The organism is Rhodococcus parequi, assembly GCF_046042785.1.
Lineage (GTDB): Bacteria > Actinomycetota > Actinomycetes > Mycobacteriales > Mycobacteriaceae > Prescottella > Prescottella parequi.
Genome location: NZ_JBDLNV010000002.1, coordinates 363,356 through 389,730, shown reverse-complemented (window position 1 = coordinate 389,730; position 26,375 = coordinate 363,356). Strand labels below are relative to the sequence as shown.

The following is a 26,375-nucleotide window of genomic DNA, read 5'->3' as shown; positions in this document are numbered from 1 at the left end:
CCCCGTGCGGGGGAGTCGGGGGTCCTCGCTAGTCGGGACTTCGGTCCCCGGCGCGGGATTGCGCGTCGGAGTCGTCGAGGGCGGCGCCGCTGCGCGTGACCACGAGGCCGGTGCCGACCAGTCCGATGAGAACCACACCGATCGCGACGCTGGGCCAGCCCTCGGTCTGCCAGTAGACGTCGCGCAGGGTGATGAGCAACGCGGCCTCGTCGACGATGAGAGCGAGCGCGATACCCAGGGCCAGTCCCATCCAGGTGCGCGCGCGGGGGCTGCGATCGACCATGCCGAAGATCGCGACACCGGCCAGCAGCAGGATCCCCCACAGGTAATGGTGCAGGTGCGTGCCACCGGCGGAGACGTCACCGAAGTCCCGCGAGTCGACCTGGATCAGCCACGTCACCAGCCGGGCGCCGCCGAAGGTCACCGTGAACGCGAGCCACGCGAGCACGATGCCGCGTCGGGTCTCGTCGATCTGACTCCATCGGCGCGGAAAGCGCACACGTCGGATCTCGGATGGCTTCCGGTCGTCGTCGGAATCGGATCGTCCCATGATTTCTTGTCTACCCCCGATGACGCGACATCGCCGGGCACGCGCATTTTCCGCCCGAGCTGCAACGTGTTCTAGCTACGATGCGGCATGCGCATCGCGAAGACGTCCACCCTGTCCCTGCTCGCCGCGGCCACGATCGCCGTCGTGGCTCCCGCCGCCGCGTCGGCCGCACCGAACCCGACCGACTCGCCGAACCAAGCGATGGCCCGCGCCTACATCGACGCGCTCGTCAGCCACGACGCGAGTGCCGTCGTGTTCACCCCCGACGCCACCAGGGTCGAGGCCGGGCTGCAGACCGGCTTCAACGGTCCGCAGCTCACGAACGACCTGAACCACGGCGTCCAGTACCGCGTCATCCAGGGCGTCCGCGACCTCGTGATGAGCGAGGCCGGCGACACCGTCCACACCCGGTACCTGCTCGACGCCGGCTTCGGTCCGCAGCGCTTGATGACCGTCGAGATCGTCGAGAGCTTCGCCTTCGAGGACGGCGCGATCGACCGGATCGTCGCCACCATCTCCCCGGTCTCCCTGTCCTGACGCCGCGTCCCGCGTAGCCTCACCGACGGACGACACCGGGCAGTGGGAGGAGCGGCACATGACGGACGGCAACCAGCGGGTGGCGGTGGTCTCGGGAGCGGCCCGCGGAATCGGCGCCGCGATCGCGAAGCGCCTCGCGTCGGACGGCCTCGCCGTCGCGGTCCTCGACCTCGACGAATCCTCGTGCGGCGAGACGGTCTCCGCGATCCGGGATGCCGGGGGACGCGCGCTCGCGGTGGGCGCCGACGTCTCCGACGAGACGTCCGTGGCGGCCGCCGTCGACCGGATCGCCGCCGAGCTGGGTGCGCCCACCGTCGTCGTGAACAACGCCGGAATCACCCGGGACAACCTGCTGTTCAAGATGTCCGTCGCCGACTGGGACGCCGTGATGAACGTGCACCTGCGCGGTGCCTTCCTCCTCACTCGCGCCGCCCAGAAGTACATGGTCGAACAGAAGTGGGGACGCATCGTCAACCTGTCGAGCATCTCGGCACTCGGCAACCGCGGCCAGGTGAACTACTCGGCCGCGAAGGCCGGCATGCAGGGACTGACGAAGACCCTGGCGCTGGAGCTGGGCCCGTTCGGCGTCACCGCCAACGCCATCGCCCCCGGATTCATCGCGACGGAGATGACGGCGGCCACCGCCGAACGCCTCGGGGTCCCGTTCGACGACTTCATGGCCGCGGCGGCCGCGGAGACGCCGGTGCGCCGGGTGGGGCTGCCCGACGACATCGCGCACACCGCGTCGTTCCTGATCAGTGAGGGCGCGGGTTTCGTCTCGGGACAGGTGATCTACGTGGCCGGCGGCCCGAAGGCCTGACGCTGCACGGACTGCCGCTGGACCTCGAGGGCCAACTGGGTGCGGGACGCGCATCCGGTGGCCGCGAGGATGCGGCTGACATACTTCTTCACGGTGTCCTCGGTGAGGGTGAGCCGGCGGGCGATCGCCGCGTTGCTCAGCCCGTCCGCGACCAGTGTCGCGACCTCGTGCTGCCGCTCGGTGAGCGTCGCGAGCAGGTCACGTCCGGGGGCGGTGCCGAGGCTGCGGGTGAGCGCCGACAGGTGCCGGGCCAGTAGCCGGAGCGCGGCCATGTCCCTGGCGCCGAGCGCGTTGTCGTCGCCGTCGAAGAGACCCACGAGCGCCCGCGCCCGGCCGGGCAGATCCAGGTGCATCGCGCTGACCGAGCGCATGCCCCAGGCCCCCAGGTAGTCCCGCACGTAGGCGGCCGACTCGGCGGGCAGCTCCTGCAGATCGTCCAGCGACGCCACCCGGTTCCGCTCGAGCCGGCGCCGCGCCTCGGGGGTCGCGAAAATGTCGTGCCGGGCCCACTTCTCCTGGTAGACGGGACGTTTGCGGTCCCACTCGCTGCCGCCGACGAGCGTGGCGTCGGGGTCGGTGAACTGGCTGTCGAACGAGTCGCCGACGAAGCACGTCGCCACCCGGACCGGGAAGACGTCGGTCATCGCCGTCGCGATCCGGGCGCGGAACTCGGGCACCGTCCGCACGTCCGCGCACCGGTCGAGCACCGCGAACACGCGTTGGTAGTCGGCGGCCTGCAGCGAGACGTCGGACAAAATCGGTTCACCACCAGTTCGGTTCGAAACGGCGTGCGCCGTAGTGGTTCACGGGAACTGTCCACCAAAGTGCACTGTCGCCCGGGCGGAACGAATTCTAGCGTCGGGGACGACTGTGTTTCAGTGATTTCCCGAGGAGAACACGCATGAGCAGGCTACGTTTCGGCGCCTTCATCGCCCCGCACCACGCGATCGGACAGAACCCCACCGTCGCCCTGCAGCGCGACCTCGAGTTCGTCGAACACCTGGACCGCCTCGACTTCGACGAGGTGTGGATCGGTGAGCACCATTCCGCCGGCAGCGAGATCATCGGCAGCCCCGAGATCTTCATCGCCGCGGCCGCCGAACGCACCAAGCGCATCAAGCTCGGCACCGGCGTGACCTCGCTCAGCTATCACAATCCGCTGTGGGTGGCCGATCGGCTGGTGCTGCTCGACCACCTCACCCGCGGCCGCGTCATGCTCGGCGTCGGACCGGGTTCACTGCCCACCGATTCGGCGATGATCGGGCTGAACCCGACCGAGTGCCGCGAACTGCTCGACGAGAACCTCGACATCGTCGTGCGCCTGCTGAACGGCGAGTCGGTGACCGCGACGACCCGGACACACACCCTCGTCGACGCCCAACTGCAGCTGCGCCCCTACTCGCACCCGTGCTTCGACATCGTCGTCGCGGGGGTGGCGTCGCCGACCGGGCCGCGCCTGGCCGGCAAGCACGGGCTCGGCCTGCTGTCGATCGGTGCGACGCTCACCCCCGAGGGCTACGACGCGCTCGGCCACCACTTCGGGATCATGGAGGAGCGCGCCGCCGAGTACGGCACCGCCGTCGACCGCGACCAGTGGCGGCTGGTGTGTCCGATGCACATCGCCGAGACCGAGGAGCAGGCACAGCGCGACGTCCGGTTCGGACTCGGCGAATGGATCGACTACTTCGGAAAGGTCGCCGCATTCCCGCATTTCGGCTCCGGTGGGGCCGCGATGGACGACATGATCAAGTACATGAACCACTCCGGCATGGGCATCATCGGCACCCCGGCGCAGGCGCGGGAACTGATCGACAAGCTCGCGGCCCAGTCCGGCGGATTCGGCTCGATGCTCATCATGAACGCCGACTGGGCCGACCCGGCCGCCACGAAGCGCTCGTTCGAGCTGATCGCCCAGCAGGTGGCCCCGCACTTCCAGGGGCAGTCGCAGCCGCTGCTCGACGCCGCCGCCCGCGCCGGGCAGAAGCGTGACGGGTACAACGAGGCGCAACATGCCGCGATCGCACACATGACCAAGAAGTACGAGGACGAACTGGCGGCCAAGGCATGAGGGCCGCCGTCCTGCACGGCATCGACGACCTGCGGGTCGAGGACGTGCCGGAGCCGGAGCTGCCGGACGGGTACGTCCTGATCGACGTGGCGTTCAACGGGATCTGCGGATCCGACCTCGGCATGATCCACTCGTTCGGGATCTCCGAACACCCGCATCCGCTGACCGGGGCGTGCGGTCCGCAGATTCTCGGCCACGAGTTCTCCGGGGTGGTGCGTGCGGTGGGTGCCGGTGTCGCCGACGTCGCCGTGGGCGACCGGGTCGCGGTGCAGCCCAACTACCACTGCGGGACGTGCGCCCGGTGCCGCGACGGACACGAGCACCTGTGCACGTCGGCGGCCTTCCACGGGATCAACGCTCCCGGCGGCGGACTCGCCGAGCGCACCGCGGTGCCCGCGGAGAACGTCCACGTGCTGCCCGACGGCGTCTCGCTCGAGCAGGCCGCGGTCGTCGAACCGCTGGCCGTCGCGCTGCACGCCGTGCACCTGTCCGGGGCCCGGCACACGGACTTCGCCCTGATCCTCGGGGCCGGGCCCATCGGCATCGCGACCGCACTCAATCTGTGTGCGGACGGCGTGGACCGGGTCCTGCTCAGTGAGCCGTCCGAGACGAGGCGCGCCGTCGCGACCGCGCTGGGCCTCGATGTCATCGATCCGGCCGAGACCGATCTCGTTGCCGCGGTGCAGGATCGCACCGACGGATCCGGCGCGGACGTCGTGTTCGAGTGCGCCGGCGTCGGGGCTGCGGTGCGGACCGCGCTCGGGGCCGTGCGGACGCGGGGCACGGTGGTCCTGCTCGCGACGTACAAGGAGCAGGTGCCGCTCGAGACGTACGCGCTGATGTTCGGCGAGATGCGGCTGATGTCGTCACTCGCATACTCGCGCAGAGAGTTCGCCTCCGTCATCGATCGCATGGCGGCAGGGTCCTATCCGCTCGACGGGTGGGTGGAGCGCGTCCCGCTCGCGGACGTGGTCGACGGTGTCCAGGCGGCGTCCGAGGGGCGCCGTATGAAAGTTCTCGTGGAGGTGTCCCATGTCTGACAACACATTCGATGGCGAGCGTTTCGCCGGCCGAGTCGCCGTCGTCACCGGTGCGGCGTCGGGAATCGGTGCTGCAGTGGCGAAGCGACTGATCGGCGAGGGCGCCTCCGTCGTCGGTATCGACATCGCTGCCGACGCACTCGCCGTGCTGGAGAAGGAACTCGGTGAGCGGTTCGTCGGCGCCGTCGCCGACGTGACCGTCGAGAACGAGGTCGCGGCAGCCGTCGCCGTTGCCGTGGAGCGCTTCGGTGCCCTGGACCTGGCGTTCAACGTGGCCGGCGCCGCACGGGGCGGCATGATCCTCGACCTCGACGAGGCCGACTGGGACTTCACCGTGGACCTCGTGCAGAAGGGCGTCTTCCTCTGCACCAAGCACGAGGCGCGGCACATGGTGGCGAACGAACGCGGCTGCGCGATCGTGAACATCGCGTCCTTCAACGCCCGCATGCCGATGACCGGTGGCAGCCCGTACGTGACGGGCAAGGCCGGCGTCGAGATGTTCAGCAAGAACGCCGCACTCGAGCTCTCGCAGCACGGCATCCGTGTCAACGCCGTGTTGCCGGGGCTCGTCGACACCCCGCTCGTCGCCGGCGTCACCGGCTGGGAGCCGCTGCTGAACGGCTTCCTCGAGAGGATCCCGCTGGCGCGCCCCGCGACACCCGAGGAAATTGCCGCGCCGTGCCTGTACCTCGCGAGCGACGACGCCTCCTACATCACCGGGGCGAGTCTCATGGTCGACGGCGGCTGGCAGATCTCCAACTACCCGGACGTGATGAAACTCGTCGGCTAGGCGGCAGCGCCGGCGCTGCGCTCAGTGCCAGGTGTGGTCGACGAGTGGCGTCCGTGGCCCGAACTTGGGTTTGCGAGCCTGCCCGCTGATCTCGAGCAGCCGGATCGCCCGGTAGCGGTGCGGGCGGAGGTCGGCGAGGTAGTCGACCATGCCCTCGTCGTCGAGGGGGCGGCCCAGCAGCGACCACCCGACGATCGACGCGAGATGGAAGTCGCCGACGGACAGGGCGTCGGCGTCACCGAGCGCGCGCTGCGCCACCTCCGCGGCGGTCCACAGCCCCACGCCGGGGACGGCGCGCAGCCGCCGGTACGCGTCGAGCCGGTCCAGGCCGACGATCTCCTCCAGACGCTCGGCGACGCGGGCGCAGGCGACGACGGTTTTCGCGCGCTGGGGGTCGACGTTGGCGCGATGGAACTCCCACGACGGGATCCGCCGCCACACCTCCGCGCTCGGCGGCACCCGCATGCCGTCGGGGGCAGGCCCGGGCGCGGGCGTGCCGAACTTGGTGACCAGGCGACGCCACGACATGTGCGCGGCGACCGTGTGCACCCGCTGTTCGAGGATCGCGGGTACGAGGGACTCCATGACACGCGAGGTCCGGACGATCCGCAGGTTCGGGAAGCGCCGATGCGCGTCGGCCAGTTTCGGGTGCGCCGGCGCGAAGTCGTCCGATCGATCGGCGTCGTCGTCACCGACGAGGCCCGGTAGGTAGGTCTCGAGTTCCGCGGCCCCCGGCCCCCACGCGCGGGCGTCGACGACGCTCGGAGTGTGTTGCCGGAGCCGATACGTGACCGCGCCCGACGGCAGGAGCGACGTGCGCCACACGGCGCCGTCCGGCTCGCGACGATGGCACGGGTCGAAGCGTCCGCGGCGCAGCGGCGACAGCGTCGACGCGAGGTCCACCGGACGTCGCGTCGACACCTCGAACTGCACTTCGGAGGCCGTATCGGTCATCCTCGGCAGCTTATCGCCGCCCGGCCGGGACCTGACCGCCGGCCGTCGGGGCGGCAACGTATTGTCCGAAGCCATGATCATCGTGAGTACCGACGGTTCGTGTCTGAAGAATCCCGGTGGCGCCATCGGGTGGGCGTGGGTCGATCACGACGGTCCGAGCCGATCGGGCGGTGCGGTGTCCGGCACCAACCAGATCGCAGAACTGTGGGCGCTGGTCGAGGCGATCGTTGCCCATCCCGGCGCCGAGCCGCTGCTCATCGAGTCCGACTCCCAGTACGCCATCAAATGCGCGTCCGAGTGGCTGCCCGGCTGGAAGCGTAAAGGTTGGAAGACCGCGTCGGGCGGACCGGTCAAGAACCTCGAGCTGGTGCAGGACATCGACCGCGCGATCACCGAGCGGTCCGGCCCGGTGCGGTTCCGCTGGGTCCGTGGCCACGTCGGCAACCACTACAACGAAATCGCGGACAAGCTCGCGGGGGAGGCCGCGCGCGCCGTTGCCTCGACGCCAGAGAAGGCACGCCCGTGGGCCGGCCTCGGTCCCCGACAGTCGCCGATCCCCCCGGCCGCCGCCCCGGCCCCTGCCGCCGCCAGCCCGGCACCCGCTGCCGCTCCGGTGCGGCAGCCGGAGCCGGAGCCCCTGCTCACGTTGTTCTGAGTGCACCCGTTCGCGCCACTCACTCTCGGCCTGTCTTGCGTCGAGGAGTGAGTTGGCGTTCCCGCAATTCGCTCGCCGTTTGCAAGGCATGTGCAAATTGCGGGGGCGAGTCGCGAGCGTACTGTCGAGCATCGTCAGTGCCGGCCAGGCCGCGGGCCTCGCCTGGGGTCTTCGCCCTGGGTCGCCTGGCCATGAGGAGGGATCGGATGCGTTCGGTCGCCTCTCGGCGATAGGCGCAACGCAGCTCCAGCCGTACGGAACTCTGCGAGGGCAAGGGTTTGAGCCCGGGGGACACGGAACGCAACCGATCCAGCCACCTCAACGGCGACAGCGGCGGGGTTATTCCAGTCCGGTCGCTGGAACCAATCCCGAGTCGATGCGCCGGCAGCTTTTCGACGTCGTCGGCGGTACGCGCGCAGACGAACGGACCCGAGCGACGCCGCAATCGCCGGTCAGCAGGATTCTCGTCCTGCGGAGAGCACTGCCTTGACCATCAGTTCCTGGTTCGTCGGCGAGAAAGTCGTCTGCCAGGAGGAATCCGAACGCATCTTCTCCACCCGCTCCCGCGCGAACTGCTCGCGATCGAACTCGCCGACACGTCTCGTGCGCACGGGGTCGCCCATCCAATCGGAGATTTCAGACTCCAAGGTGCACATCTTGTCGTACAGCGCTTGACCGGTGAGGCCGCTCACGCTGCTCCAATCGGCGACACGAACCCACGTGCCGGTCTGTGATCGTTCGTCGACCGCTGTGGTGGTGGCGGACGGTAATGGCGGCTCGGGTGAAGTTCCTGGCTCGGCGTTCGGGCCCGACGAACCGGAGCAGGCCGACAGGACCAGCACAGCAGCACCGACGGCACCCGTAACCAGGAATTTCACAAGCCATGGATAGCACGGCGTCCCGGCAAGTCCCGGCTCGGTGTCCGTGCCCAGTCTGTGTGCGATCCGTCGAATGACGCGCGTCAGCGGGGCCACGGTCACACCGGCGTCCTACACTGCGGTATGGGCGCGAGGGAAGTGCCACCCGAGTCGATCGCCGAGGCCGCCGAGGCGGTCGCGGAGAAGATCGACGTGCTGCTCGAGCGGGCAACCGACGCCGTGCTGGGAGCGCCGCCGCCGGGCTCGGAAGCGTGGCAGCAGGCGTGGGTCGCCCGAGATACCGATGCCGGCCGCACCGAGCTCGCACACCGCACCCGGGTGAAAACCGCGATCGCGGCGGCCGCCGGAGTGGATCCGCGCCCCGAACTCGAGCGCGCCCGGCGTGCCGGGATCCTTGTCGGGGAGGCCGTTGCTGAGCCGCCCGGGAAGCCGAAACGGCGACGCCGGTCCGGGAACGGCGACGATCAACTGTCGATGTGGTGAATCGTCAAACCCGCTGTCCACCAGCTGAAATGACATAGCCGTCCCCGGCCGGCCGGCGTGTGGTCGGCGTGCTCACGTCGGAGGCTTTAGTCCGAGTTGTGGGTGCAGTGAGTCCTCTGTCGGCATGGTCAAGTGCTGCCCGTGTCGGGGCGCCGCAATGTGCTGACGCGGGAGAAATCCATTGACTCGCACATATGTTCGAAGTAAGCTGGGACCATGAATCCGGGGGGACTCAACAATTCAGGCACCGCAGCCACCGTGCTGCGACCCGCCGAGGTACGTCGACTGGCCGAACTCGACCTGTTGCGGTCGGCGATCGACTTCAGCCGCGAGATCGAGCGCTTGGAGACTCTTCGGGCCGTCGCGGTCGCCGAAATCAACGAGCGCGCAGTCTCGTTCGACGTCCTCGGGTTCCGGAGCGTCAAGCAATGGCTGGCGGCGAACACGTTGTTGGAGGTACCGGCCGCGGCACGGATCCTCGCGTTGGGCAGGATGCTGAGCCGGCAACCCGAGATTGCCGACGCCTTCAACGAGGGCGCCGTCTCGGCGGAGCATGCGGCATTGATCGGGAAGTTCTGTGAAACCCCACCGCGCGGCATGCCGAACGAGGCGTTGGGTTCGTGCCGGAAAGTGTTGCTGGACACAGCTACTGGGCCTGCCGCGACCACGATGACCGTGCGTACCTGCATTGCGAGGCTCGAGCGGATCTTCGAGTCCGACGAACTCCCGCCCAGCGAGGACGTCGAACGGAACGAATTCCACGCTTCGAAAACCCTGAACGGACGCGTCGCCGTGAAGGGGGATCTCGATGCCGTGACCGGCGAGATGCTGTTGACGGCGTTGTCTGCCTTGACCAAGCCGAGGAATCCGGTCGACGACCCCGCCGGCTCGCGCACCCCGGCGCAGAAGCGCGCGGACGCGTTCGCCGAGATCCTGCGCCGCTACCTCGAGTCCGGCGAGGGGCCGGTGGAGGGTGGCGAACGGCCCCACCTGTCCCTGCATGTGAACGCCGCCGACCTTGCGCGCAGCGAGTCGGATCACGAGTCGGCTCATCCGGATGGTGAGCCGGACCTGTTCGGCGAGAGGGATGTTGCGCGCATGCCGCACTTGGGGCCGCTCACCATCGCCACCGCCCGTCGACTCGCGTGCGACTGCCATCTCACCCCGATAGTGATGCAGGACGGCGCACCCATCGACCTCGGCCGCACCAGCAGAACCGTCTCCAAGAAGCAACGCCGCGCGTTGATCGCGCGCGATCACGGCTGCGCCTTCCCCGGCTGCGGAGCGCCACCCGCCCACTGCGAAGGCCACCACGTGAAGCACTGGGCAGATGGCGGACCCACCGACCTCGACAACCTTGTCCTACTCTGCCGCTACCACCACCGCCTCCTCCACCACAGTCACTGGCAAGTGCAGATCGGCGCCGACCATCACCCGCCCCCAAGCACTTCGTGCAGGGGGTACCCCCAGGTTCACCCCACCCAGTTCGGTCGACCCGTACAAGAAACTCATTCCCGCCCACAATCGGGCGGGACCACAGGCCGCATGACGTGATGCTCTCGCGGCCCGATCGCCCCGGCGGCCGCGCCGGTGAGGAAACCGCGTCGGAGTTCGCGCTGCTCCGAGTGGTCGGCGGGCGTGCTCGTCACTTGGTCCATGTAGCCCAACTCGGTGTCCAAAGTCGTCCCGGTGGGATGACGCGAGAGGCGCCTAGGTAGCGGCGCAACGTGGCCAAGGCTGGATGTGAGTTTCCGTTCCGATAGACGAGTGAATGCGGGTAGACCGGGGTCGGATCCGTGATCGGGATGCGCCGCAGGCCGTGTGTGACGGGCCAGACGTATCGATCACCGGCCCCTACGAGGGTCGCCACGGTGGGAGAGTCCGCGAGCGAGTCCATCAGCGCCTCAGCTCCGAAGTCGGGCCCGACAGCATCGATGGACAGATCGAACTCCTCCCCGAGCTCGTCGTAGAACGATGCCCACTCGGTGCCCGGTTTGATTCCGGGGATCCAGATGCGATGACCGTTCAGGCCCTCTGGGTGCAGTCGCGGCGCCCCGGCGAGTGCATGATCCGGTCCCACTAGTAGTTGGAGTGGGTCGTCGAGTATCCGTTCCACGGCGACAGATTCGGGCAGCTTTCGTGGGGGCACCGGCACGGAGCGGAAGGTCGCATCGATCGATCCGGCGAGTACGGCATCGATCGCCGCGGTCACGTCGGTGTCTGGTAGTGCCACCACATCGAGTTCCATGCCCGGACAGGCTTGGTGAAAGTTGCGCAAGGCGAGGGCCGGGGCGATTCGTCGGTTCGGGACGTCCACGCGCAACCTACGTTCGCCGGGACGGACGGACGCCGTCGCGCGGTCGATCACCCGCAGGACTTCGCGACCATGCGGAAGAAATGCTCGGCCGTCCAGCGAGAGCGCCGCCCCGCGCGCTGTCCGTACGAACAGCGTCACTCCGAGGGCGCGTTCCAAATTAGCGATCCGTTTGGACACGGCCTGCTGGGTGATGCGCAGATCCACAGCGGCTTCCTGGAACTGTCCGGTCTCGGCGACAGCGACGAACGTGCGCACGGCTTCGATGTCCACCCTTCAGAGCCTACGGATACAACTCGCGGTTGTGGCTCGCAGCCTTGGTGGTTGTTTGCGACTGATCGGTAAGGGTTGGTCGAATACCCGCTGTCGATGTTCCGTTGCGGGGGAGGGGTTTTCACATGGCGCGACCGAATCTCGGGCGCTCGTTCGGATGGTTGTGGGCGGCGTTCGCGGCGTCCACTGCGGGGACTTGGCTGGGCTTCGGCGCGTTCCCCCTGATCGCCATACTGGTCCTCGACGTGGGCGCCCTCGGGGTGTCCGTCCTGGCGGCGGTGGGGCTACTGGTGGGGGCTGTACTGGCTGTGCCGCTCGGGCCATGGGTCGAGGCCCACCGCAAGAAACCCGTGATGATCGCCGCCGACGTCGTCCGGTGCGGGGTCCTGCTCACCGTCCCGCTGGCCTATGCGCTGAGCATGTTGACCTATGCACAGCTGCTGGCAGTTTCGATCGTCAGTACTGCTTCGAATATCGCTTTCACCGCCGCGAGTGGTGCCTACCTGAAGCAGATCGTGCGCCCGGACCATCTGTTGGTGGCGAATGGCAGGCTCGAGTCGACCACGTGGACCGCCACCGCGGTCGGACCCACCCTGGGCGGCGGAGCCATCAGTGTTCTCGGCCCCGTCGTCACGGTGATCGCCAACGCCACGGGATTCCTCCTCTCGGCGCTGAGCCTCGGGATGATCCGCGACCCGGAACATGTCGGGCCCGGTGTGAAGTCGGTGAAGTTCCGGGTATCGGACGTGACCGAGGGATGGAAATTCATCAGCGCCGACCGACCGTTGCTCCGGCTGTTCTGGAACACAGTGGCCGTCAACGCGCTCATCATGGCCACGGAACCGCTGATTGCAGTCCTACTGCTCGATGACATGGGTTGGGAGGCATGGCAGTACGGGATCGCTTTCGGATTGCCGTGTATCGGCGGCTTCGTCGGTGCCCGGCTCGCTACCGGTCTGGCCGCCAGGTACGGGCGGGGCCGCGTCCTCCTGGTATCCGGTGCCCTGCGCGCGGTGTGGCCGGTGTGGCTGGTCCTGGCGATGCCGGGGCCCGCGGGTGTCGTGTTCGTCATCGTCGTCGAACTGGCACTCATCACCTGTATGGGAGTGTTCAATCCGCTGTTCGCAACCGCGAGATTGGAACGGGTACCGGTGGACCGCATCGGGCGGGTGATGGTTGCCTGGAACGTCACCGGTACCGGGGCCATCGCCGTTCTGACCGGCCTGTGGGGGCTGTGCGCAGCGATCACGGACGCCCGCATCGCCATCGGAATCGCGGGCGCCCTACTCCTGGTGACTCCGTTCCTGCTCCCCGGGAAGCAGCATTTCGAGAACGAGGTCGCCGCTCGTGGACGTCGGGTGCCCGTCGCGTCGTCCTGAGGGCTCGGCGCGACGACGGTTGCGGGTCGGACCGCTACCCGACGAACTGCGGCCGTCCGCTGTCCATCCATGCGTGGAAGCGGTCGCCGATCCGGTCGGCGATCCGGTCGTACGTCTCCCAGGTGTCGTCCACCCGGTACATGTCCTCGGCGGTGGTGTCGAACTCGTCGCGGTAGTCGTCGAGGTAGCGGGAGTCGTCGCTGCGCCCCGCGTAGTAGGCGACGGCGAAGGCATTGCCGTCGGCGGTGAGGTCGTCGCTGACGAACCGCTCGTCGAGCACGTCCATCAGGAATGCGCCGGGTGTCGTCTCCCGTGTCTCGAGCGGTTCGAGTGCATCCTCGACGCCCTCACTGCCGAAGCCGGTCAACAGGCACCACGCCACGAACATGCCGATGTGGGTGCCGCCCGCTGTGTGCGGCAGGTCGTCCGGGAAGTCGCCGCCGTAGTGCCAGTCGGCGTCGTCGTACTGCGTCAAGGATCGATTTCCTTCGATTTCGGGCTGTGCGGCGGGAGCCGAACAGGCGACCGGTCGCCGCAACGCCTCGCGCGGAGAGTTGCGGCGACCGGGTGGATCATGTCGAGCGAGAGGTTACGTCAGCGAGCCCTCGTGGACCTCGCGGACGAACTCGGGCAGCGGTGCGCCGTCGCGCAGGCGCGAGGCCAGTGCCGGGTCGGCCAGGTGCAGGCGGCCGATCGCGATCAGGTCGAACTCGCCACCGCCGATGCGCTTCTCGAGCTCGGGAATGTTGTCCACGACCGGTGCCGAACCGTCCATCCGGCTGTCGCGCAGCGACTTTCCGATGCCGACACTGCCGACGGCCATCGTGATCGCGCCGGTGACCTTCTTGGCCCAGCCGGCCAGCGACACGTCGCTGCCCTCGAACGCGGGGAAGTCGAAGCGGCGGATGCTGGCGTCGAAGACGTCGACCCCGGCGTCCGCCAGTGCGCCGAGGATCACCTTCAGCTCGTCGGGGGTCTCCGCGATGCGCGCGGTGTAGTTCTGCTGCTTGTGCTGCGAGAAGCGGTAGAAGATCGGGTAGTCCTCGCCGATCTCGGCGCGGATCGCCTTCACGACCTCGACGGGGAAGCGGGTGCGGCGCTCGAGGTCGCCACCCCACTGGTCGTCACGCTTGTTGGTGCCCGCCCACAGGAACGAGTCGAGCAGGTAGCCGTGGCCGCCGTGCAGGGCGATGCCGTCGAAGCCGACGTCGATCGCGTTGCGGGCGGCACGCGCGAACGCCGTGATGACGTCCTGGATGTCCTGCTCGGTCATCGCCTCGGTGGCCTCCTGGACCCACGAGGTGTACGACTCCGGGTACGACGTGGTGCCCAGCGGGCCCCATTCGCCCGACGGGCGCATCGGCTTGAGGGCGGGGTCGACCTTGCTCATCGCGCCCCACAGCGGCCCGACGTGCCACAACTGCGGAATGATCTTGCCGCCGGCCTCGTGCACACCGTCGACGACCTTGCGCCAGCCCGCGAGCGACTCCTCGCCGAACAGTCGGGGGACGCGTGAGTTGTCGACCGCGGTCTCGTGCTCGATCGCGACACCCTCGGTGACGATCAGGCCCGTGCCGCCCTCGGCGCGGCGACGGTAGTAGCCGGCGACGTCGTCGCCCGGGACGCCGTCGATCGAGTAGGAGCGCGTCATCGGCGACATGACGATGCGGTTCGCGAGTTCGAGCGAACGCACCTTCAGCGGCTGGAACAGGGGAGATGAAGAGGTCATGTCGTCTGCGCCTTTTCGGGATCGTGGTAAACCAAGCAAGTGCTAGGTAGCGTTTCAGGGACTTTCCGGACCCGTCAAACCGGGGTCTCACTCAGCGCAAACGTCCCGAGACTAGGGTCGGCAGGGTGTGTTCGGGACCACCCGGACAAGCGAGGCGAGAGGGGCCGGACCGTGTGTGAATCGGTGGCGACGACGGAACTCGACCGGGAATCCGAGGCGGCCGGAGTGGCCGCATTCCGCGAGCACCTGGGCCTGTCCACGCTGATCGACGTGCACACCCACTTCATGCCGAAGAACGTCATGGACAAGGTGTGGGCCTACTTCGACTCGGCCGGTCCGCTCACGGGGCGCGAATGGCCGATCCGGTACCGGTCGGAGGAAGACACGCGGGTCGCGCACCTGCGGGAGTTCGGCGTCGGCCGGTTCACCTCGATGCTCTACCCACACAAGCCCGAGATGGCGGCGTGGCTCAACCAGTGGGCGGCGGACTTCGCGGCACGCACCCCGGACTGCCTGCACACGGCCACGTTCTACCCGGAGGCGTCGGCGCCGCAGTACGTGGCGTCGGCGCTCGACGCGGGCGCGCGGGTGTTCAAGTCGCACATCCAGGTGGGTGACTACGACCCGAACGATCCGCTGCTCGACGCGGTGTGGGGGCTGCTCGAGGACAGCGGCACCCCGATCGTGATCCACTGCGGTTCCGGCCCTGCGCCCGGCCGCTACACCGGACCCGACCGCATCGCCACCCTGCTCGCGCGGCATCCGCGCCTGGCGTTGATCGTCGCGCACATGGGAATGCCCGAGTACGCCGAGTTCCTCGATCTCGCGGACCGCTACCCGCTGGTGCAGCTGGATACGACGATGGCGTTCACCGACTTCACCGAGGCGCAGATCCCGTTCCCGCGCCACGAGGTTCCGCGCCTGCGCGATCTGGGGGATCGGATCCTGTTCGGCAGCGACTTCCCCAACATTCCCTACTCGTACCTCGACGCGCTCGAGGCGCTCACCCGCTTCGACCTGGGCGACGACTGGGTGCGCGCCGTCGTGCACGACAACGCGGTGCGCCTGTTCGGGATCGAGTGACCGCGGTCAGGACGCCGTCTCGGGCTGCATGACGCTGAACACCGCGCCCTGCGGGTCGGCGAGGACAGCCATCCGGCCGACCGTCGCCATGTCGAACGGGTCGGCCATCAGCGCCCCGCCCTCCTTCGCGGCCGTCGCGACGGTGGCGTCGGCGTCCTCGGTGCAGAAGTAGACGTGCCAGTGGTTGGGGACGTCGGGGCGCGGCGGCGCGATGCATCCGCCGACCCCGTCCTCGTGGACCTGCAGGACGGTGTACTCGCCGTCCGGCATCGGCATCACCGCGGTGCCCAAGCCCACGACGGCGGCGTAGAAGTCGAGCGCGGTGGGCGCGTCGTCGGTGATCAGTTCGTTCCAGATCAGGGCGCCCGGTTCGTTGACGAGCGTGGCGCCGATGTGTGTGCGGGCCTGCCACAATCCGATCTGCGCACCGGTCGGATCCGCGACGAACGCCATCCTCCCGGCATCCCCGACGTCGAACGCCGGGAGGATCAGCTGTCCGCCGGCCGGTTCCACCTTCGCGGCCGACGCGTCGGCGTCGTCCACGGCCAGGAAGGTGTTCCAGGTCGGCGGGGTGTCCGCGGGCGGGGCACCCGCGGGTAGTGGCGCGACGGCCGCGACCTGCTCGCCCCGCAGCGTCGCGATGGAGTACACCGCGTCCTCGAGCATCGGGCGGTCGTCGTACGACCAGCCGAACAGGGCGGTGTAGAACTCCTTGGCTCCGGACTGGTCCGAGGTCTGCAGATCGACCCAACTGGGTGTGCCCTCGGGATAGTTCGAACGGGTAGACATCGCGATGTCCTCTCATCCGCTTCGACGCGTTCACGACGTGGTCGAGTGGGATCGTTCGAGAAAAGGCTATCGCAGACCGGGGCCTGCCCGCGTCCCCCGCCGACGCGGACGCGGGAACGCGGGCAGGCGACTGTCACTGGATGTCGGTCGAGATGATCTTCTCCATGTTGCGCTCGGCGAGCGCGGTGATCGTGACGAACGGGTTGACGCCGACGTTGCCGGGGACGAGCGAGCCGTCCACGACGTACAGGCCGGGGTACTCGGGCAGACGGCCGAAGTTGTCGGTCGCCTTGTTCAGCAGCACACCACCCAGCGGGTGGTACGTGAAGTCGTCGCCCCACGTCTTGTACGTCCCGAACAGGTCGGTCCGGTAGATCGTGCCTTCCTTCTTGTTGATCTTGTCGAAGACCTTCTTTGCCATGTCGATGCCGACCTGGTTCTGCGATGTCGTCCACGACAGATCGACCTTGCCGGTGCCCGAATTGAACTGGAACCGAGCACGATTCGGGTTCTTCGTGATCGCGAGGTACAGGCTGATGTACGTCTCGAGTCCCGCGGGGAGCGGGGCGATCTCGGCGAAGATGGGTGCGGTGGGGTCGGCCCAGTTGTCGATGCCCATCGTCGGGATCGTGGCCTGCTTGGAGCCCGTGGCATCCCACATGTGGTTGGCGCGGCCGACCATCACGTTGCCGTTGTTGCCCCAGCCCTCGCCGATCTGCGACGACAGGTTGGGCAGGTGGCCCTGCGCCTTCATCGAGACCAGCAGCTTGCTGGTGCCGACGCTGCCGGCCGCGAAGAACACGCGGTCCGCGGTCACGACCTTGGTCGCGATCTTGTTGCCCTGCTCGTCGATCTGGTCCATCGTGACGCTGTAGCCGCCGCCGGAGGCGGGGGCGACCTTGGTGACCTGGTGCAGCGTGGTGATGGTGAGCTTGCCGGTGGCCGCGGCCTGCGCGAGGTAGGTCTTGTCGAGCGACTTCTTGCCGGCGTTGTTGCCGTAGATGACCTCGCCGCCGAGACCCGACTTCGTGACCTGTCCGGCCGCTTCCTTCTTCATGTAGTCGAAGTCGTAGACGTTCGGGACGAAGACCGTGTTGAAGCCGGACCGCTGGGCCGTCTTACGGCCGGTGCGGGCGAACTGGTACCACTCGGTGGATTCGAACCAGGCCTGGTCGATGTTGTTGACGCCGAGGCCGGCGTTCGCGCGCGGGAAGTACTTGGTGTACATCTCGTTCGAGTCGACCGAGGGCAGGATCTCCTCGAAGTAGTTGCGCTTCGGGGTGACTGCCATGCCGCCGTTGACGAGCGAACCGCCGCCGACGCCGCGGCCCTGGTACACGCGGATACCGGAGAACCGCTCGGAGTCCAGCACGCCGACGTACTTGTCGATGTCCTTGTTGATGCCGATGCCGATGAACTTGCTGACCGGCTGATCCGTCTTGTTGGACAACCACGTCGAGCGCTTGTCGGGGTCGAGCATGCCGCAGAAGATCTTGCCGTCGGGGCCGGGAGTGTCCCAGCTGCGGCCCATCTCGACGATGTGGGTCGCGATGCCCGCCTGGGTGAGGCGCAGGGCGGCGACGGCGCCGCCGTAGCCACTGCCGATGACGAGTGCCGGGAGACGGTCGCCGTCGGCGACCGCTCGACGGGGGGAGGCGGAGGCGGAGGTGGACATCGAGGAGAGCAGCAGGGCTCCCGCGGTCACACCCGTTCCGGCAATGAATCGTCGGCGTGAGACGGATGCAACCCCCCGAGTCGCATCGGTTCTGTTCGCCCGGCTATCGGTCATGGAACTCCTCTGTCGGCGGTTTGGTAGGTGGTCCGCTTCACAGCGGACTGCCAGGCTTTATACCGCCGACAGAGGAGGTTACGAGGCAGTACCGGAAAATTGGCACACCTCGGACATGGTGTCTCGGACCGAGATCAGCGCAGCTTGAGGCTGCCGCCGTCCGCCATGACGGTCTGACCCGTCATGTACTTCGAGTCGTCGCTCGCGAGGAACAGTGCGATCGGCGCGATGTCGGTCTCGGGATCGCCGATGCGCTGCAGCGGAACCTTGGCGACCGACGCGGCGGCCCGCTCCGGGAACGCCTTCTGCCACGCCACGACTCCCTCGGTGGCCGCGAACGGGCACAGTACGTTGACCCGGATCTGGTCGGCGGCCCACTCGTTGGCGGCCACCCGGCTGACGCCGCGGATGGCCTCCTTGGCCGCCGCGTACGACGTCTGCGTCGGCATGCCCTCGAGCCCAGAGCTGGACCCGAAGTTGATGATCGAGCCCTGCGTCTTCTTCAACTCCTCGTAGCAGGCCTGCATCAGGTGCACCGTCGGGTAGAAGCCGGTGCCGAACGAGATGTCGAACATCTCCTGCGTCTGCTCGAGCAGCGGCGCCTGACGGGACGCGTGCGCGTTGTTGACCAGGATGTCGATCCGGCCGAACGCCGCCACGGCGGCGTCACGGATCGCCGCAGCCGAATCGGCCTGCGAGATGTCGACGTTGAGGAACTTGCCCTCACCGCCGGCCTCCGCGATCTCCTTCTCGAGCGCGAAGCCGTTCTCGTCGCTGATGTCGACGAACAGCACCTTCGCGCCCTCGCGCGAGAACACCCGGGTGATTGCGCGCCCGATGCCGCCGGCGCCACCGGTGACGATGGCGACCTTGCCCTGAAGCCTCATGCCGACCCCAGTCCCGATCAGACGCCGGCGGGCGTGTCGGTGGCGAGGGCGACCTTCTCGAGGCCCGCGACGCTGTATGCGGCGTAGGTCTCGTACGGGCCGCGGCCCGAGAAGTACGGCGTCATCTGGCCGGCCAGCTCCTCGACGGAGAACGCGGAACCGGCTGCATCGAAACGGTTCTCGACCTGCGGTGCGGCCATGAGGGCGACCATCTTGCCGTAGACCACGAACACCTGGCCGTTGATCTCGTCCGACGCGGGCGACGCGAGGTAGCGGACCAGCGTGCCGACGCGCTCCGGTGCCAGCGGGTCGAGACCCTGCGCGCCGGTGTTGTTCTCAGTGCCGAAGGCCTCGGCGGTCATGGCCGTCCGGGCCCGGGGGCAGATCGCGTTGGCGCGCACGCCGTAGCGGGACAGGCCGGCCGCGGTCGAGAGCGTCAGCGCGGTGATGCCGGCCTTGGCTGCCGAGTAGTTGGGCTGGCCGGCGGAGCCGAACAGGAACGCCTCGGACGAAGTGTTGATGACGCGACCGTAGATCGGGCCGTCGGCGTCCTTGCTCGCCTGACGCCAGTGCACGGCGGCGGCATGCGACGTCGCGGCGTGGCCCTTGAGGTGCACGCGGATGACGTCGTCCCAGTCCGACTCGGACAGGTTGAAGATCATCTTGTCGCGCAGGATGCCCGCGTTGTTGACCAGGATGTCCATCGAGCCGAAGTTGGAGACGGCTTCCTCGATCATCCGACCACCGAGCGACCAGTCCGAGACGTCGCCGGTGACGGCGAGAGCCTGTCCACCCGCGGCCTTGATCTCGTCCACGACGTCGTGGGCTGCGGCGCCCATGTCGTTCACGACGACCGCGGCACCGGCCTCGGCCAGCGCGAGCGCCTCGGCGCGGCCGAGACCGGCCCCGGCGCCGGTGACGATGGCCGTCTTGCCGGCCAAGCTCAGAGAATCCACCATGTCAGGCTCCTTCATGTTCCGTGCGATACACCCAAACTAGTATTCATTCTAGTTTTGACACAAGGGTCTTCACCGATCCCGTTCCGGTCGGCGCGCTTCGCACTCTCGCAGATGATGCGCCAGACAGGCTCTCCCGCGCTGGGAGAATCCCGAAACTCTTCGCCGAGCTATTGATCAACTAATAGGAATATGTTCTACTCGCTTGGTTGTGATCTCAGGCACACGAGGGCGTGGTTTGTGGTAGAACGCACTGTTGCTCGCTGTGCGATTCACCGAAGGACCAAGGTATGACTCTCAATCTCGCTGACCTGACCGAAGCTGTGATCGATGCCGTACCGGACAAGGTCGCACTCGTGTGCGGATCCGAATCCCGGACGTTCGCAGAGTTCGACGCCGCCGCGAACCGGATCGCCCATCACCTCGCGGCCCACGGGGTCGGGCCGGGTGACCACGTCGGGCTGCACGCGCGCAACAGCCTCGAGTTCGTCGAATCGCTGCTGGGCTGCCTCAAGATCCGCGCGGTCCCGGTCAACGTCAACTTCCGCTATGTCGACGCGGAGCTGACCTACCTCTACAACGACGCGAAGCTCGCCACCGTCATCGCCGACGGCGAGTTCAGTGACGTCATCGCCGACGTGTTGCCCAAGTGCCCCGGGCTGCGGCACATCGTGCTCATCGGCGAGCCGGCCGGACCGGCGCTCGCGGAAGCGGCCGCTGCCGCCGACGTGGCGGTCGTCGACTACCACAAGGCTTCCGCCGAGCAGTCCGCCGATCGGGACTTCCCGGAGCGCAGCGCCGACGACCTCTACGTCATCTACACGGGCGGCACCACCGGCATGCCCAAGGGCGTGATGTGGCGGCACGAGGACTTCTACCACGCGGCACTCGCGGGCGGCGCCATCATGGGCGGCGACCCCATCCTGTCGCCGGCCGAACTCGGCGCCGCTGCGGCCGCGAACCAGTTCGCGATGACCTACCTGGTGACCGCACCCCTCATGCACGGCGCCGCGTCGTACTCGCTGTTCACCTGCATGTTCATGGGGTCCAAGCAGGTCCTCATGACCAAGTACGACCCGGTCGAGGCGCTCGAACTGGTCGATCAGCACAAGATCAACACCGTGATGGTGGTCGGCGACGCGATCGCCCGTCCGCTCGCCGACGCGATCGAGGAGCACGGCGAGCGGTTCGACCTGAGCTCGCTGTGGATCATCGGCTCCGGCGGCGCGCTGTGGTCGGCGAGTGTGCGCGGCAAGCTCAACGAGCTGCTGCCGAACGTCTACCTCCGCGACGCGTTCGGTTCGTCGGAGTCGGGCAACGACGGCGAGCTCAAGAAGGACGAGGACGGGCTGCTGCGGATGCCGCCGTCCCCGAAGGCGCGTGTCGTCGACACGGACTTCTCCACGATCGAGCCCGGCTCCGACAACGTCGGCTATCTGGCCCGCGCCGGGCACGTGCCGCTCGGCTACTTCGGTGACCCGGAGAAGACCGCGGCGACGTTCCCGGTCGTCGACGGTGTGCGCCTGTCGGTGCTCGGCGATCTCGCCCGCGTCGAGGCGGACGGCACCATCGTCGTGCTCGGCCGTGGATCGTCGTGCATCAACACCGGTGGCGAGAAGGTGTACGCCGAGGAGGTCGAGGAGGCGCTCAAGAGCCACCCCGACGTGCTCGACGCACTCGTCGCCGGCATCCCCGATCCCATGTACGGGCAGCGGGTGTCGGCCGTCATCTCGGCCCGCGACGGCGTCGAGGATCTCGACGAGGACCAGGTGATCGCGCACTGCCGGACCCAGATCGCCGGCTACAAGGTGCCGCGCACGCTCGTCGTGGTGCCCGAGGTCGTCCGGTCGCCTGCGGGTAAGGCCGACTACCGCTGGGCCAAGGCGACCCTCGAGGCCGTGACCCAGTAGTTCCGGCAGAATTCATTCTATTTCGAGGCGCTCGAACCTCGACGAAACGGCCCGCTCCGCGAATCGCGAGGCGGGCCGTTTCGCGCGTTCGGGTCAGCTGCCGGCGCGGCCGAGCAGCTCCGGCGCCTCGGGGCGGCCGTCGAGCACCCGCGAGGTGCGGCGCTGGATCTGCCAGGTGCCGTCGATCTTCTTCAGGTCGAAGCGGTTCGCCGTCACGCGCCAGACCCGGAACGAATCCTCGTTCGGGTTGCGCAGCAGCAACTGCGAATGGCACGTCGCGACGGCCGTGTCGCCGTCGACCACGATGTTGATCGGGTCGAGCAGGTGACCGCAACCGTTCTTGATGTAGTCCTGGTGCGGGCTGGTGCGGACCATCTCCATGATCTCCGCGCGCCCGTTCATGTTGCGGACGTCGACGTCGTACACCGCATCCTCAGCCCACAGCGCGCCGACCTTGTCGGCATTGCCGGCGTCGACGGCCGGGCCGTACGCGGTGATGAGCTCCTGGATCGCGAGCTTGTCCTCGAGCAGCTCAACCCGCTCGATCAGCGACTGGACGAGCGCAGCGGTATCGGTCATCGGATCTCCTTCGGTGTTTGTCCAGCTATCGAATGAAACGTGAAACGTAGTGCGCGCGAGACCGGTTCGCGTCGCGACCCGATCTCGGTGGTGCGGGACTGCCTCGCGGCTAGCGGGGCGCGGGTTCGAACTCGACGCCGATCCCGGCACCCAGCTCCCGCAGCGACTCCAGCTGGTCGCAATAGTGCGCGGCTCCGGTCGCGGCGACCGATGCGCTCGCGATCGTGGCTCCCGCCTCACGCCGACGTTCGAGCGCCCGGATCGTGCGGTCGCGCGCGCCCAGCGGGTCCAGCGGTGCGCCCGCAGCGAGCACGACGTCGAAGTGCTTTGGGACGTCGACCTTTTCGAGCATGCCACGGAGCTCGTCGACGCTCAGACCGAACGGCGCCCACCCGTCGCCGTGGGTCGTGGCGCGGCGCAGCGATCGCATCGTGCGACCGCCGATCCACAGCGGCACCCGATCCTGCACGGCGTGCGGTTCGACGAGCAGTCCCTCGTAGTCGTAGTAGGTCCCGTGGTACTCGGGCAGGCTGCGCGAGAGCGACGCGCGCAGGGCGGCGAGGGCGTCGTCGGCGCGGGCACCGCGGTCCTCGAAGGGGGCGCCCAGCAGGTCGAACTCCTCGCGTAGGGTGCCCACGCCCAGGCCGAGGATCAGCCGTCCGCCGCTCACGACGTCGAGCGTGCCGTACCGCTTGGCGATCTCGAGCGGGTGGTGGTAGCCGAGCACGAGGACCTGGGTGGCGAGCCGGATCGTGGTGGTCCGGGCGGCGAGATAGCCCAGCGTCGCGAGCGGATCCCAGTACGTGCCGCCGCGGGTCGCGGCCACGTCCACCGGGACGGCGACGTGTTCGCTGCAGGTCAGGTGGTCGTAGCCGAGGCGGTCGGCGGTCTCCGCGATGCGCGCGAGGTCGGCGATCCCGGCGTTACGTTCCCACGGTGAGTGGGCGTCGGGGTGCAGGACCACGACGGGGGAGACGATTCCGATGTGCATCCCTACGACTCCGTTGCTGGATCGGCCGGTGTCGCTTCGTTCTACCGGAGGGGTGGGGGCGTCGCGCCGGTTTTTCCGGTCACCGGGAGTTTGATCGGTTCGGGCGGCGCGGCCTGCGGCCCCGGGTCATGATGGGGAATGTCCGATTCGGACAAACAATCGACCAAGATTTGGTCCCGCCCAGCGGGATTTTCCTGCTAGCCTGTCAGAATTGATTTCAGTTTTGCGTCAGATTGCCCCTCTGATCAGGGGCTCGGATGTTGCTTTGGAGGTGTCGATGACAGTCGTCGATTCCGGTGAGTCGGTCACCACGCCGGCCCCGCGCCGTGAACTGCCGCCTTCGATGGTCGAGCGGATGACCCTGATTCTCGACGCGTTCGACGGTCGCGCGTCGCGGCTCACGCTCGAAGAGGTGGCGTGCCGTACGCAGTTGCCGCGCTCGACCGTGCACCGAATCCTCGATCAGTTGGTGCGGCTGAACTGGGTGGAACACGCCTCGTTCGGCTACTGCCTCGGTCGCCGTGCGCTCGGCCTCGGCGGAGGCGACGGCGGGCACAGCGAGATTCGCGCCGCCGCGGCGCCGCTGCTGCACGAACTGCACATGCAGACCGGGATGGTCGTGCACCTCGCGGTGCTGGACGGCAGCGAGAGCGTCTATCTCGACAAGGTCGGCGGACGGTTCGCGTCGACGCTGCCGTCGCGCGTCGGCGGCCGGGGCCCGGCCTACTCCACGGCCGGCGGCAAGTCGATGCTCGCGTGGCTCGATCCCGAGCGGGTCGACAGCCTGTACGAGGCGCGTCTGAGTCGCTGCACCGACCGCACCATCGCCGACGTCGCGACCCTGCACCAGGAGCTCAACCGCATCCGGCAGCGTCGGGGCCTGGCCTTCGAGCGCGGCGAATCGGTTCGCGGCGTGGCCTGCGTCGGTGTCGCCGTTCGCGGCTACGACGGTCCGGTCGCCGGCATCTCGCTGTGCGGTGACGCGCGGACGGCCCAGCTCGAGCGCGTCGCCCCCCTCGTGGTCGATGCCGCTCGCGAGGTGTCGCGCACGCTCTACCCCGACATGGGTGCGCCCCGCCGCGCTCGCCGGGCACCGGAGCCTCCCGTCAACACCTGGTCCGCCGACGCCATGGACCGACTGCTGTCCATCCAGAGCGGGCAGTGGATCTGACCGCGTAGACGGAACGCCGACGAAACTGGCGGCACACTTCCCTGCGGAAGTGTGCCGCCAGTTCCCGTTCGTACGTAGGGAAGTCAGGAGCCCGTGGCCACCAGTGCGGGGGCCTCGATGCCGAACTTGCCGCGGAAGAACACCATCGGTCGTTCCTCGCACACCGCGTCGAGTTCGAGCACCCGGCCGATGATGATGTCGTGGTCGCCGGCGACGTGGACCTCGTGCACCTCGGCATGCACCCGCATCAGTACGTCCGGCAGCGACGGGGTGCCCCAGCGGGAGACCTCCCAGTCGAGGTCCTCGTACTTGCGTCCCTTGCTCGAACCGAACCGCGAGCACAGGTCCGACTGGTCCTCGTGCAGGACGTTGACGCAGAAGCGCCCGGTCTCGCGGATGCGGGGCCAGGCCCGGCCGCGGTGATCGGCGCAGATCAGGATGAGTGGCGGATCCAGGGACACGGAGGCGAACGACTGGCACGCGAAGCCGACGGGGCCGTCGTCGTCGAGGCCGGTCACGACGGTGACGCCCGTCGCGAACTGGCCCATGACGCGTCGCATGTCCGCCGGAGTCGGCTCTGCTCCCAGCGTGGTCTCCTGTGCAATCGCCTCTGTGGACATGGGGCCACCTCCGATTCGGGGAACTGCTCGGCGTCCGCTACGCCGAAGTCGATGTCTGCGAGCGTATGGCCGCACCTTCGCAGCCCTGAATTGCTGTCTCGATCAGCGGAACCACGCTCGACCGAGGGGTCGGGGGAAGTACCGGTCTCGCTGATCGGGATGCGATATGGCCCACGTCGGCACGGGCTGGCACCCTTCCGCCGATGGGCTGTGACCCGGATGACATTTTTGCGACGGACAGAGGCTGACGATGGCTATTGAGATCAGTTACGAAGAAACTCTGAAGGAATTGCACACCGATCAGGGCGTGCTCCGATACCACCAGGCCGGCGACGGTCCGCCGCTGCTGCTGCTGCACGGTTCGGGCCCCGGTGTGACCGGTTGGCGTAACTACCGCGGCGTCCTCGCGGACTTCGCGGAGCACTTCACCTGCTACGTCCTCGAGTTCCCCGGCTTCGGCGTGTCCGACCCGTGCGACGGCCATCCGATGGTCGAGGCCGTGGGCGCCGTCCCGACCTTCCTCGAGGGCCTGGGCCTGGGCCCGGTCCACATCATCGGTAACTCGATGGGCGGCGTCGTCGGTGCCCGCATCGCGATCGCGCGTCCCGAGCTCGTCGACAAGTTCGTCTCGATCGGTGGCATGGGCAAGAACGTGCTGTCGTCCAGCCCGGGCGAGGGCATCAAGTTGCTCATGGAGTTCACCGACAACCCGTCGCGGGAGAGTCTCGTCCGCTGGCTGCACTCGATGGTCTACAACCCGGCCGTGGTGACCGAGCAGCTCATCGAGGAACGCTGGGCGCTCGCGACCGAGCCGAAGACGCTCGAGATCGCCCGCCGCATGTACAGCAGCAAGGCCTTCGCCGCGATGGCCGCGGCCAATGCGCAGGCCGACGGCACCCCGTACTGGGCCCAGTTCGGCAAGATCAAGGCCCCGACGCTCCTCACGTGGGGCCGCGACGACCGCGTCAGCCCCGTCGACCTCGGTCTGCTGCCGATGCGCGACATCCCCAACGCCGAGTTCCACGTGTTCCCGAACTGCGGCCACTGGACGATGATCGAGGCCCGCGACGCCTGGGTCGCCTCGGTGCTCTCGTTCCTGCTGCGCGACTCGAAGTGAGCTGAACCAGAAC

Annotated in this window: 26 protein-coding genes and 1 pseudogene; 13 read left to right on the top strand and 14 right to left on the bottom strand. The window is 68.1% G+C overall.

What is annotated here, in order from left to right; all coding sequences use genetic code 11:
* Positions 1-28 precede the first annotated feature (28 nt).
* Positions 29-550, bottom strand: a complete 522-nt coding sequence (locus tag ABEU20_RS05930; protein WP_420163475.1) for a hypothetical protein — start codon at positions 548-550, stop codon at positions 29-31.
* Between the two features lie 87 nt (positions 551-637).
* Between ABEU20_RS05930 and ABEU20_RS05925 the strand changes: the two genes are divergently transcribed.
* Positions 638-1,087: a hypothetical protein gene (locus tag ABEU20_RS05925; protein WP_420163474.1), complete on the top strand. Its 450-nt coding sequence runs from the start codon at positions 638-640 to the stop codon at positions 1,085-1,087.
* 58 nt (positions 1,088-1,145) lie between these two features.
* A complete protein-coding gene (fabG, locus tag ABEU20_RS05920) occupies positions 1,146-1,907 on the top strand; it encodes a 3-oxoacyl-ACP reductase FabG (RefSeq protein WP_420163473.1) in 762 nt (253 codons plus the stop codon).
* Here the strand turns inward: fabG and ABEU20_RS05915 are convergent.
* Positions 1,880-2,662, bottom strand: coding sequence for a helix-turn-helix transcriptional regulator (locus tag ABEU20_RS05915; protein WP_420163472.1), 783 nt, complete (start codon positions 2,660-2,662; stop codon positions 1,880-1,882). The two genes, fabG and ABEU20_RS05915, sit on opposite strands and share 28 nt — an antisense overlap.
* A 146-nt stretch (positions 2,663-2,808) precedes the next feature.
* Between ABEU20_RS05915 and ABEU20_RS05910 the strand changes: the two genes are divergently transcribed.
* The 3 genes from ABEU20_RS05910 to ABEU20_RS05900 are packed head-to-tail and all read left to right on the top strand — an operon-like array spanning position 2,809 to position 5,805.
* The gene (locus ABEU20_RS05910; protein ID WP_420163471.1) at positions 2,809-3,975 is read left to right on the top strand and encodes an LLM class flavin-dependent oxidoreductase; all 1,167 of its coding nucleotides are present in this window, start codon (positions 2,809-2,811) and stop codon (positions 3,973-3,975) included.
* On the top strand, positions 3,972-5,015 hold the full coding sequence (locus tag ABEU20_RS05905; protein ID WP_420163470.1) for a 2,3-butanediol dehydrogenase: 1,044 nt from the start codon (positions 3,972-3,974) through the stop codon (positions 5,013-5,015). Before ABEU20_RS05910 ends, ABEU20_RS05905 begins: the two co-directional genes overlap by 4 nt.
* Positions 5,008-5,805, top strand: coding sequence for an SDR family NAD(P)-dependent oxidoreductase (locus ABEU20_RS05900; protein ID WP_420163469.1), 798 nt, complete (start codon positions 5,008-5,010; stop codon positions 5,803-5,805). The genes ABEU20_RS05905 and ABEU20_RS05900 overlap by 8 nt, the downstream gene beginning before the upstream one ends.
* 21 nt (positions 5,806-5,826) lie before the next feature.
* Here the strand turns inward: ABEU20_RS05900 and ABEU20_RS05895 are convergent, their stop codons facing one another.
* Positions 5,827-6,759, bottom strand: coding sequence for a DNA-3-methyladenine glycosylase family protein (locus tag ABEU20_RS05895; protein ID WP_420163468.1), 933 nt, complete (start codon positions 6,757-6,759; stop codon positions 5,827-5,829).
* A gap of 73 nt (positions 6,760-6,832) precedes the next feature.
* On the opposite strand from ABEU20_RS05895, the gene ABEU20_RS05890 reads away from it, so the two are divergent.
* Positions 6,833-7,414, top strand: coding sequence for a ribonuclease H family protein (locus ABEU20_RS05890; protein ID WP_420163467.1), 582 nt, complete (start codon positions 6,833-6,835; stop codon positions 7,412-7,414).
* A gap of 452 nt (positions 7,415-7,866) precedes the next feature.
* Here ABEU20_RS05890 and ABEU20_RS05885 read toward each other — a convergent pair whose 3' ends face one another.
* Positions 7,867-8,394, bottom strand: coding sequence for a fimbrillin family protein (locus tag ABEU20_RS05885; RefSeq protein WP_420163466.1), 528 nt, complete (start codon positions 8,392-8,394; stop codon positions 7,867-7,869).
* Between the two features lie 21 nt (positions 8,395-8,415).
* Here ABEU20_RS05885 and ABEU20_RS05880 point away from each other — a divergent pair, with 21 nt between their 5' ends.
* Positions 8,416-8,775, top strand: a complete 360-nt coding sequence (locus ABEU20_RS05880) for a hypothetical protein (RefSeq protein WP_420163465.1) — start codon at positions 8,416-8,418, stop codon at positions 8,773-8,775.
* Between the two features lie 216 nt (positions 8,776-8,991).
* A pseudogene (locus tag ABEU20_RS05875) lies at positions 8,992-10,324 on the top strand (DUF222 domain-containing protein).
* 96 nt (positions 10,325-10,420) lie between these two features.
* Here ABEU20_RS05875 and ABEU20_RS05870 read toward each other — a convergent pair.
* Positions 10,421-11,362, bottom strand: coding sequence for a LysR family transcriptional regulator (locus tag ABEU20_RS05870; protein WP_420163464.1), 942 nt, complete (start codon positions 11,360-11,362; stop codon positions 10,421-10,423).
* 125 nt (positions 11,363-11,487) lie between these two features.
* Between ABEU20_RS05870 and ABEU20_RS05865 the strand changes: the two genes are divergently transcribed.
* Positions 11,488-12,741 (top strand): MFS transporter, encoded by a 1,254-nt coding sequence (locus tag ABEU20_RS05865; protein WP_420163463.1) that lies wholly within the window; start codon positions 11,488-11,490, stop codon positions 12,739-12,741.
* Between the two features lie 34 nt (positions 12,742-12,775).
* Here the strand turns inward: ABEU20_RS05865 and ABEU20_RS05860 are convergent, their stop codons facing one another.
* On the bottom strand, positions 12,776-13,216 hold the full coding sequence (locus ABEU20_RS05860; protein WP_420163462.1) for a DUF7832 domain-containing protein: 441 nt from the start codon (positions 13,214-13,216) through the stop codon (positions 12,776-12,778).
* Between the two features lie 114 nt (positions 13,217-13,330).
* The gene (locus tag ABEU20_RS05855; RefSeq protein WP_420163461.1) at positions 13,331-14,470 is read right to left on the bottom strand and encodes an NADH:flavin oxidoreductase; all 1,140 of its coding nucleotides are present in this window, start codon (positions 14,468-14,470) and stop codon (positions 13,331-13,333) included.
* A 183-nt stretch (positions 14,471-14,653) separates the two neighbouring features.
* On the opposite strand from ABEU20_RS05855, the gene ABEU20_RS05850 reads away from it, so the two are divergent.
* Positions 14,654-15,553 (top strand): amidohydrolase family protein, encoded by a 900-nt coding sequence (locus tag ABEU20_RS05850; protein WP_420163907.1) that lies wholly within the window; start codon positions 14,654-14,656, stop codon positions 15,551-15,553.
* Positions 15,554-15,559: 6 nt separating this feature from the next.
* Here the strand turns inward: ABEU20_RS05850 and ABEU20_RS05845 are convergent, their stop codons facing one another.
* The 4 genes from ABEU20_RS05845 to ABEU20_RS05830 all read right to left on the bottom strand — a co-directional run bounded on the left by ABEU20_RS05845 (position 15,560) and on the right by ABEU20_RS05830 (position 19,977).
* Complete coding sequence (locus tag ABEU20_RS05845) at positions 15,560-16,342, bottom strand: VOC family protein (RefSeq protein WP_420163460.1); 783 nt, start codon at positions 16,340-16,342, stop codon at positions 15,560-15,562.
* A gap of 133 nt (positions 16,343-16,475) precedes the next feature.
* Complete coding sequence (locus ABEU20_RS05840; RefSeq protein ID WP_456300329.1) at positions 16,476-18,047, bottom strand: GMC family oxidoreductase N-terminal domain-containing protein; 1,572 nt, start codon at positions 18,045-18,047, stop codon at positions 16,476-16,478.
* A 218-nt stretch (positions 18,048-18,265) separates the two neighbouring features.
* Entirely contained in the window at positions 18,266-19,018 is a 753-nt protein-coding gene (locus ABEU20_RS05835; RefSeq protein WP_420163458.1) for an SDR family NAD(P)-dependent oxidoreductase, read from the bottom strand.
* 17 nt (positions 19,019-19,035) lie between these two features.
* Positions 19,036-19,977 carry a 3-oxoacyl-ACP reductase gene (locus ABEU20_RS05830; RefSeq protein ID WP_420163457.1) on the bottom strand — a complete coding sequence of 314 codons (942 nt, stop codon included), beginning with the start codon at positions 19,975-19,977 and terminating at the stop codon, positions 19,036-19,038.
* 287 nt (positions 19,978-20,264) lie between these two features.
* Between ABEU20_RS05830 and ABEU20_RS05825 the strand changes: the two genes are divergently transcribed.
* On the top strand, positions 20,265-21,884 hold the full coding sequence (locus tag ABEU20_RS05825) for an acyl-CoA synthetase (RefSeq protein WP_420163456.1): 1,620 nt from the start codon (positions 20,265-20,267) through the stop codon (positions 21,882-21,884).
* A 93-nt stretch (positions 21,885-21,977) separates the two neighbouring features.
* Here ABEU20_RS05825 and ABEU20_RS05820 read toward each other — a convergent pair whose 3' ends face one another.
* Positions 21,978-22,463, bottom strand: coding sequence for a nuclear transport factor 2 family protein (locus tag ABEU20_RS05820; RefSeq protein ID WP_420163455.1), 486 nt, complete (start codon positions 22,461-22,463; stop codon positions 21,978-21,980).
* A gap of 109 nt (positions 22,464-22,572) precedes the next feature.
* Positions 22,573-23,454, bottom strand: coding sequence for a TIGR03619 family F420-dependent LLM class oxidoreductase (locus ABEU20_RS05815; RefSeq protein WP_420163454.1), 882 nt, complete (start codon positions 23,452-23,454; stop codon positions 22,573-22,575).
* Positions 23,455-23,731: 277 nt separating this feature from the next.
* Between ABEU20_RS05815 and ABEU20_RS05810 the strand changes: the two genes are divergently transcribed.
* Positions 23,732-24,625 (top strand): IclR family transcriptional regulator, encoded by an 894-nt coding sequence (locus ABEU20_RS05810; RefSeq protein ID WP_420163453.1) that lies wholly within the window; start codon positions 23,732-23,734, stop codon positions 24,623-24,625.
* Positions 24,626-24,708: 83 nt separating this feature from the next.
* Here ABEU20_RS05810 and ABEU20_RS05805 read toward each other — a convergent pair whose 3' ends face one another.
* The gene (locus tag ABEU20_RS05805; protein ID WP_420163452.1) at positions 24,709-25,245 is read right to left on the bottom strand and encodes a flavin reductase family protein; all 537 of its coding nucleotides are present in this window, start codon (positions 25,243-25,245) and stop codon (positions 24,709-24,711) included.
* Between the two features lie 250 nt (positions 25,246-25,495).
* Here ABEU20_RS05805 and ABEU20_RS05800 point away from each other — a divergent pair, with 250 nt between their 5' ends.
* The gene (locus tag ABEU20_RS05800; RefSeq protein ID WP_420163451.1) at positions 25,496-26,362 is read left to right on the top strand and encodes an alpha/beta fold hydrolase; all 867 of its coding nucleotides are present in this window, start codon (positions 25,496-25,498) and stop codon (positions 26,360-26,362) included.
* Positions 26,363-26,375: the final 13 nt, after the last annotated feature.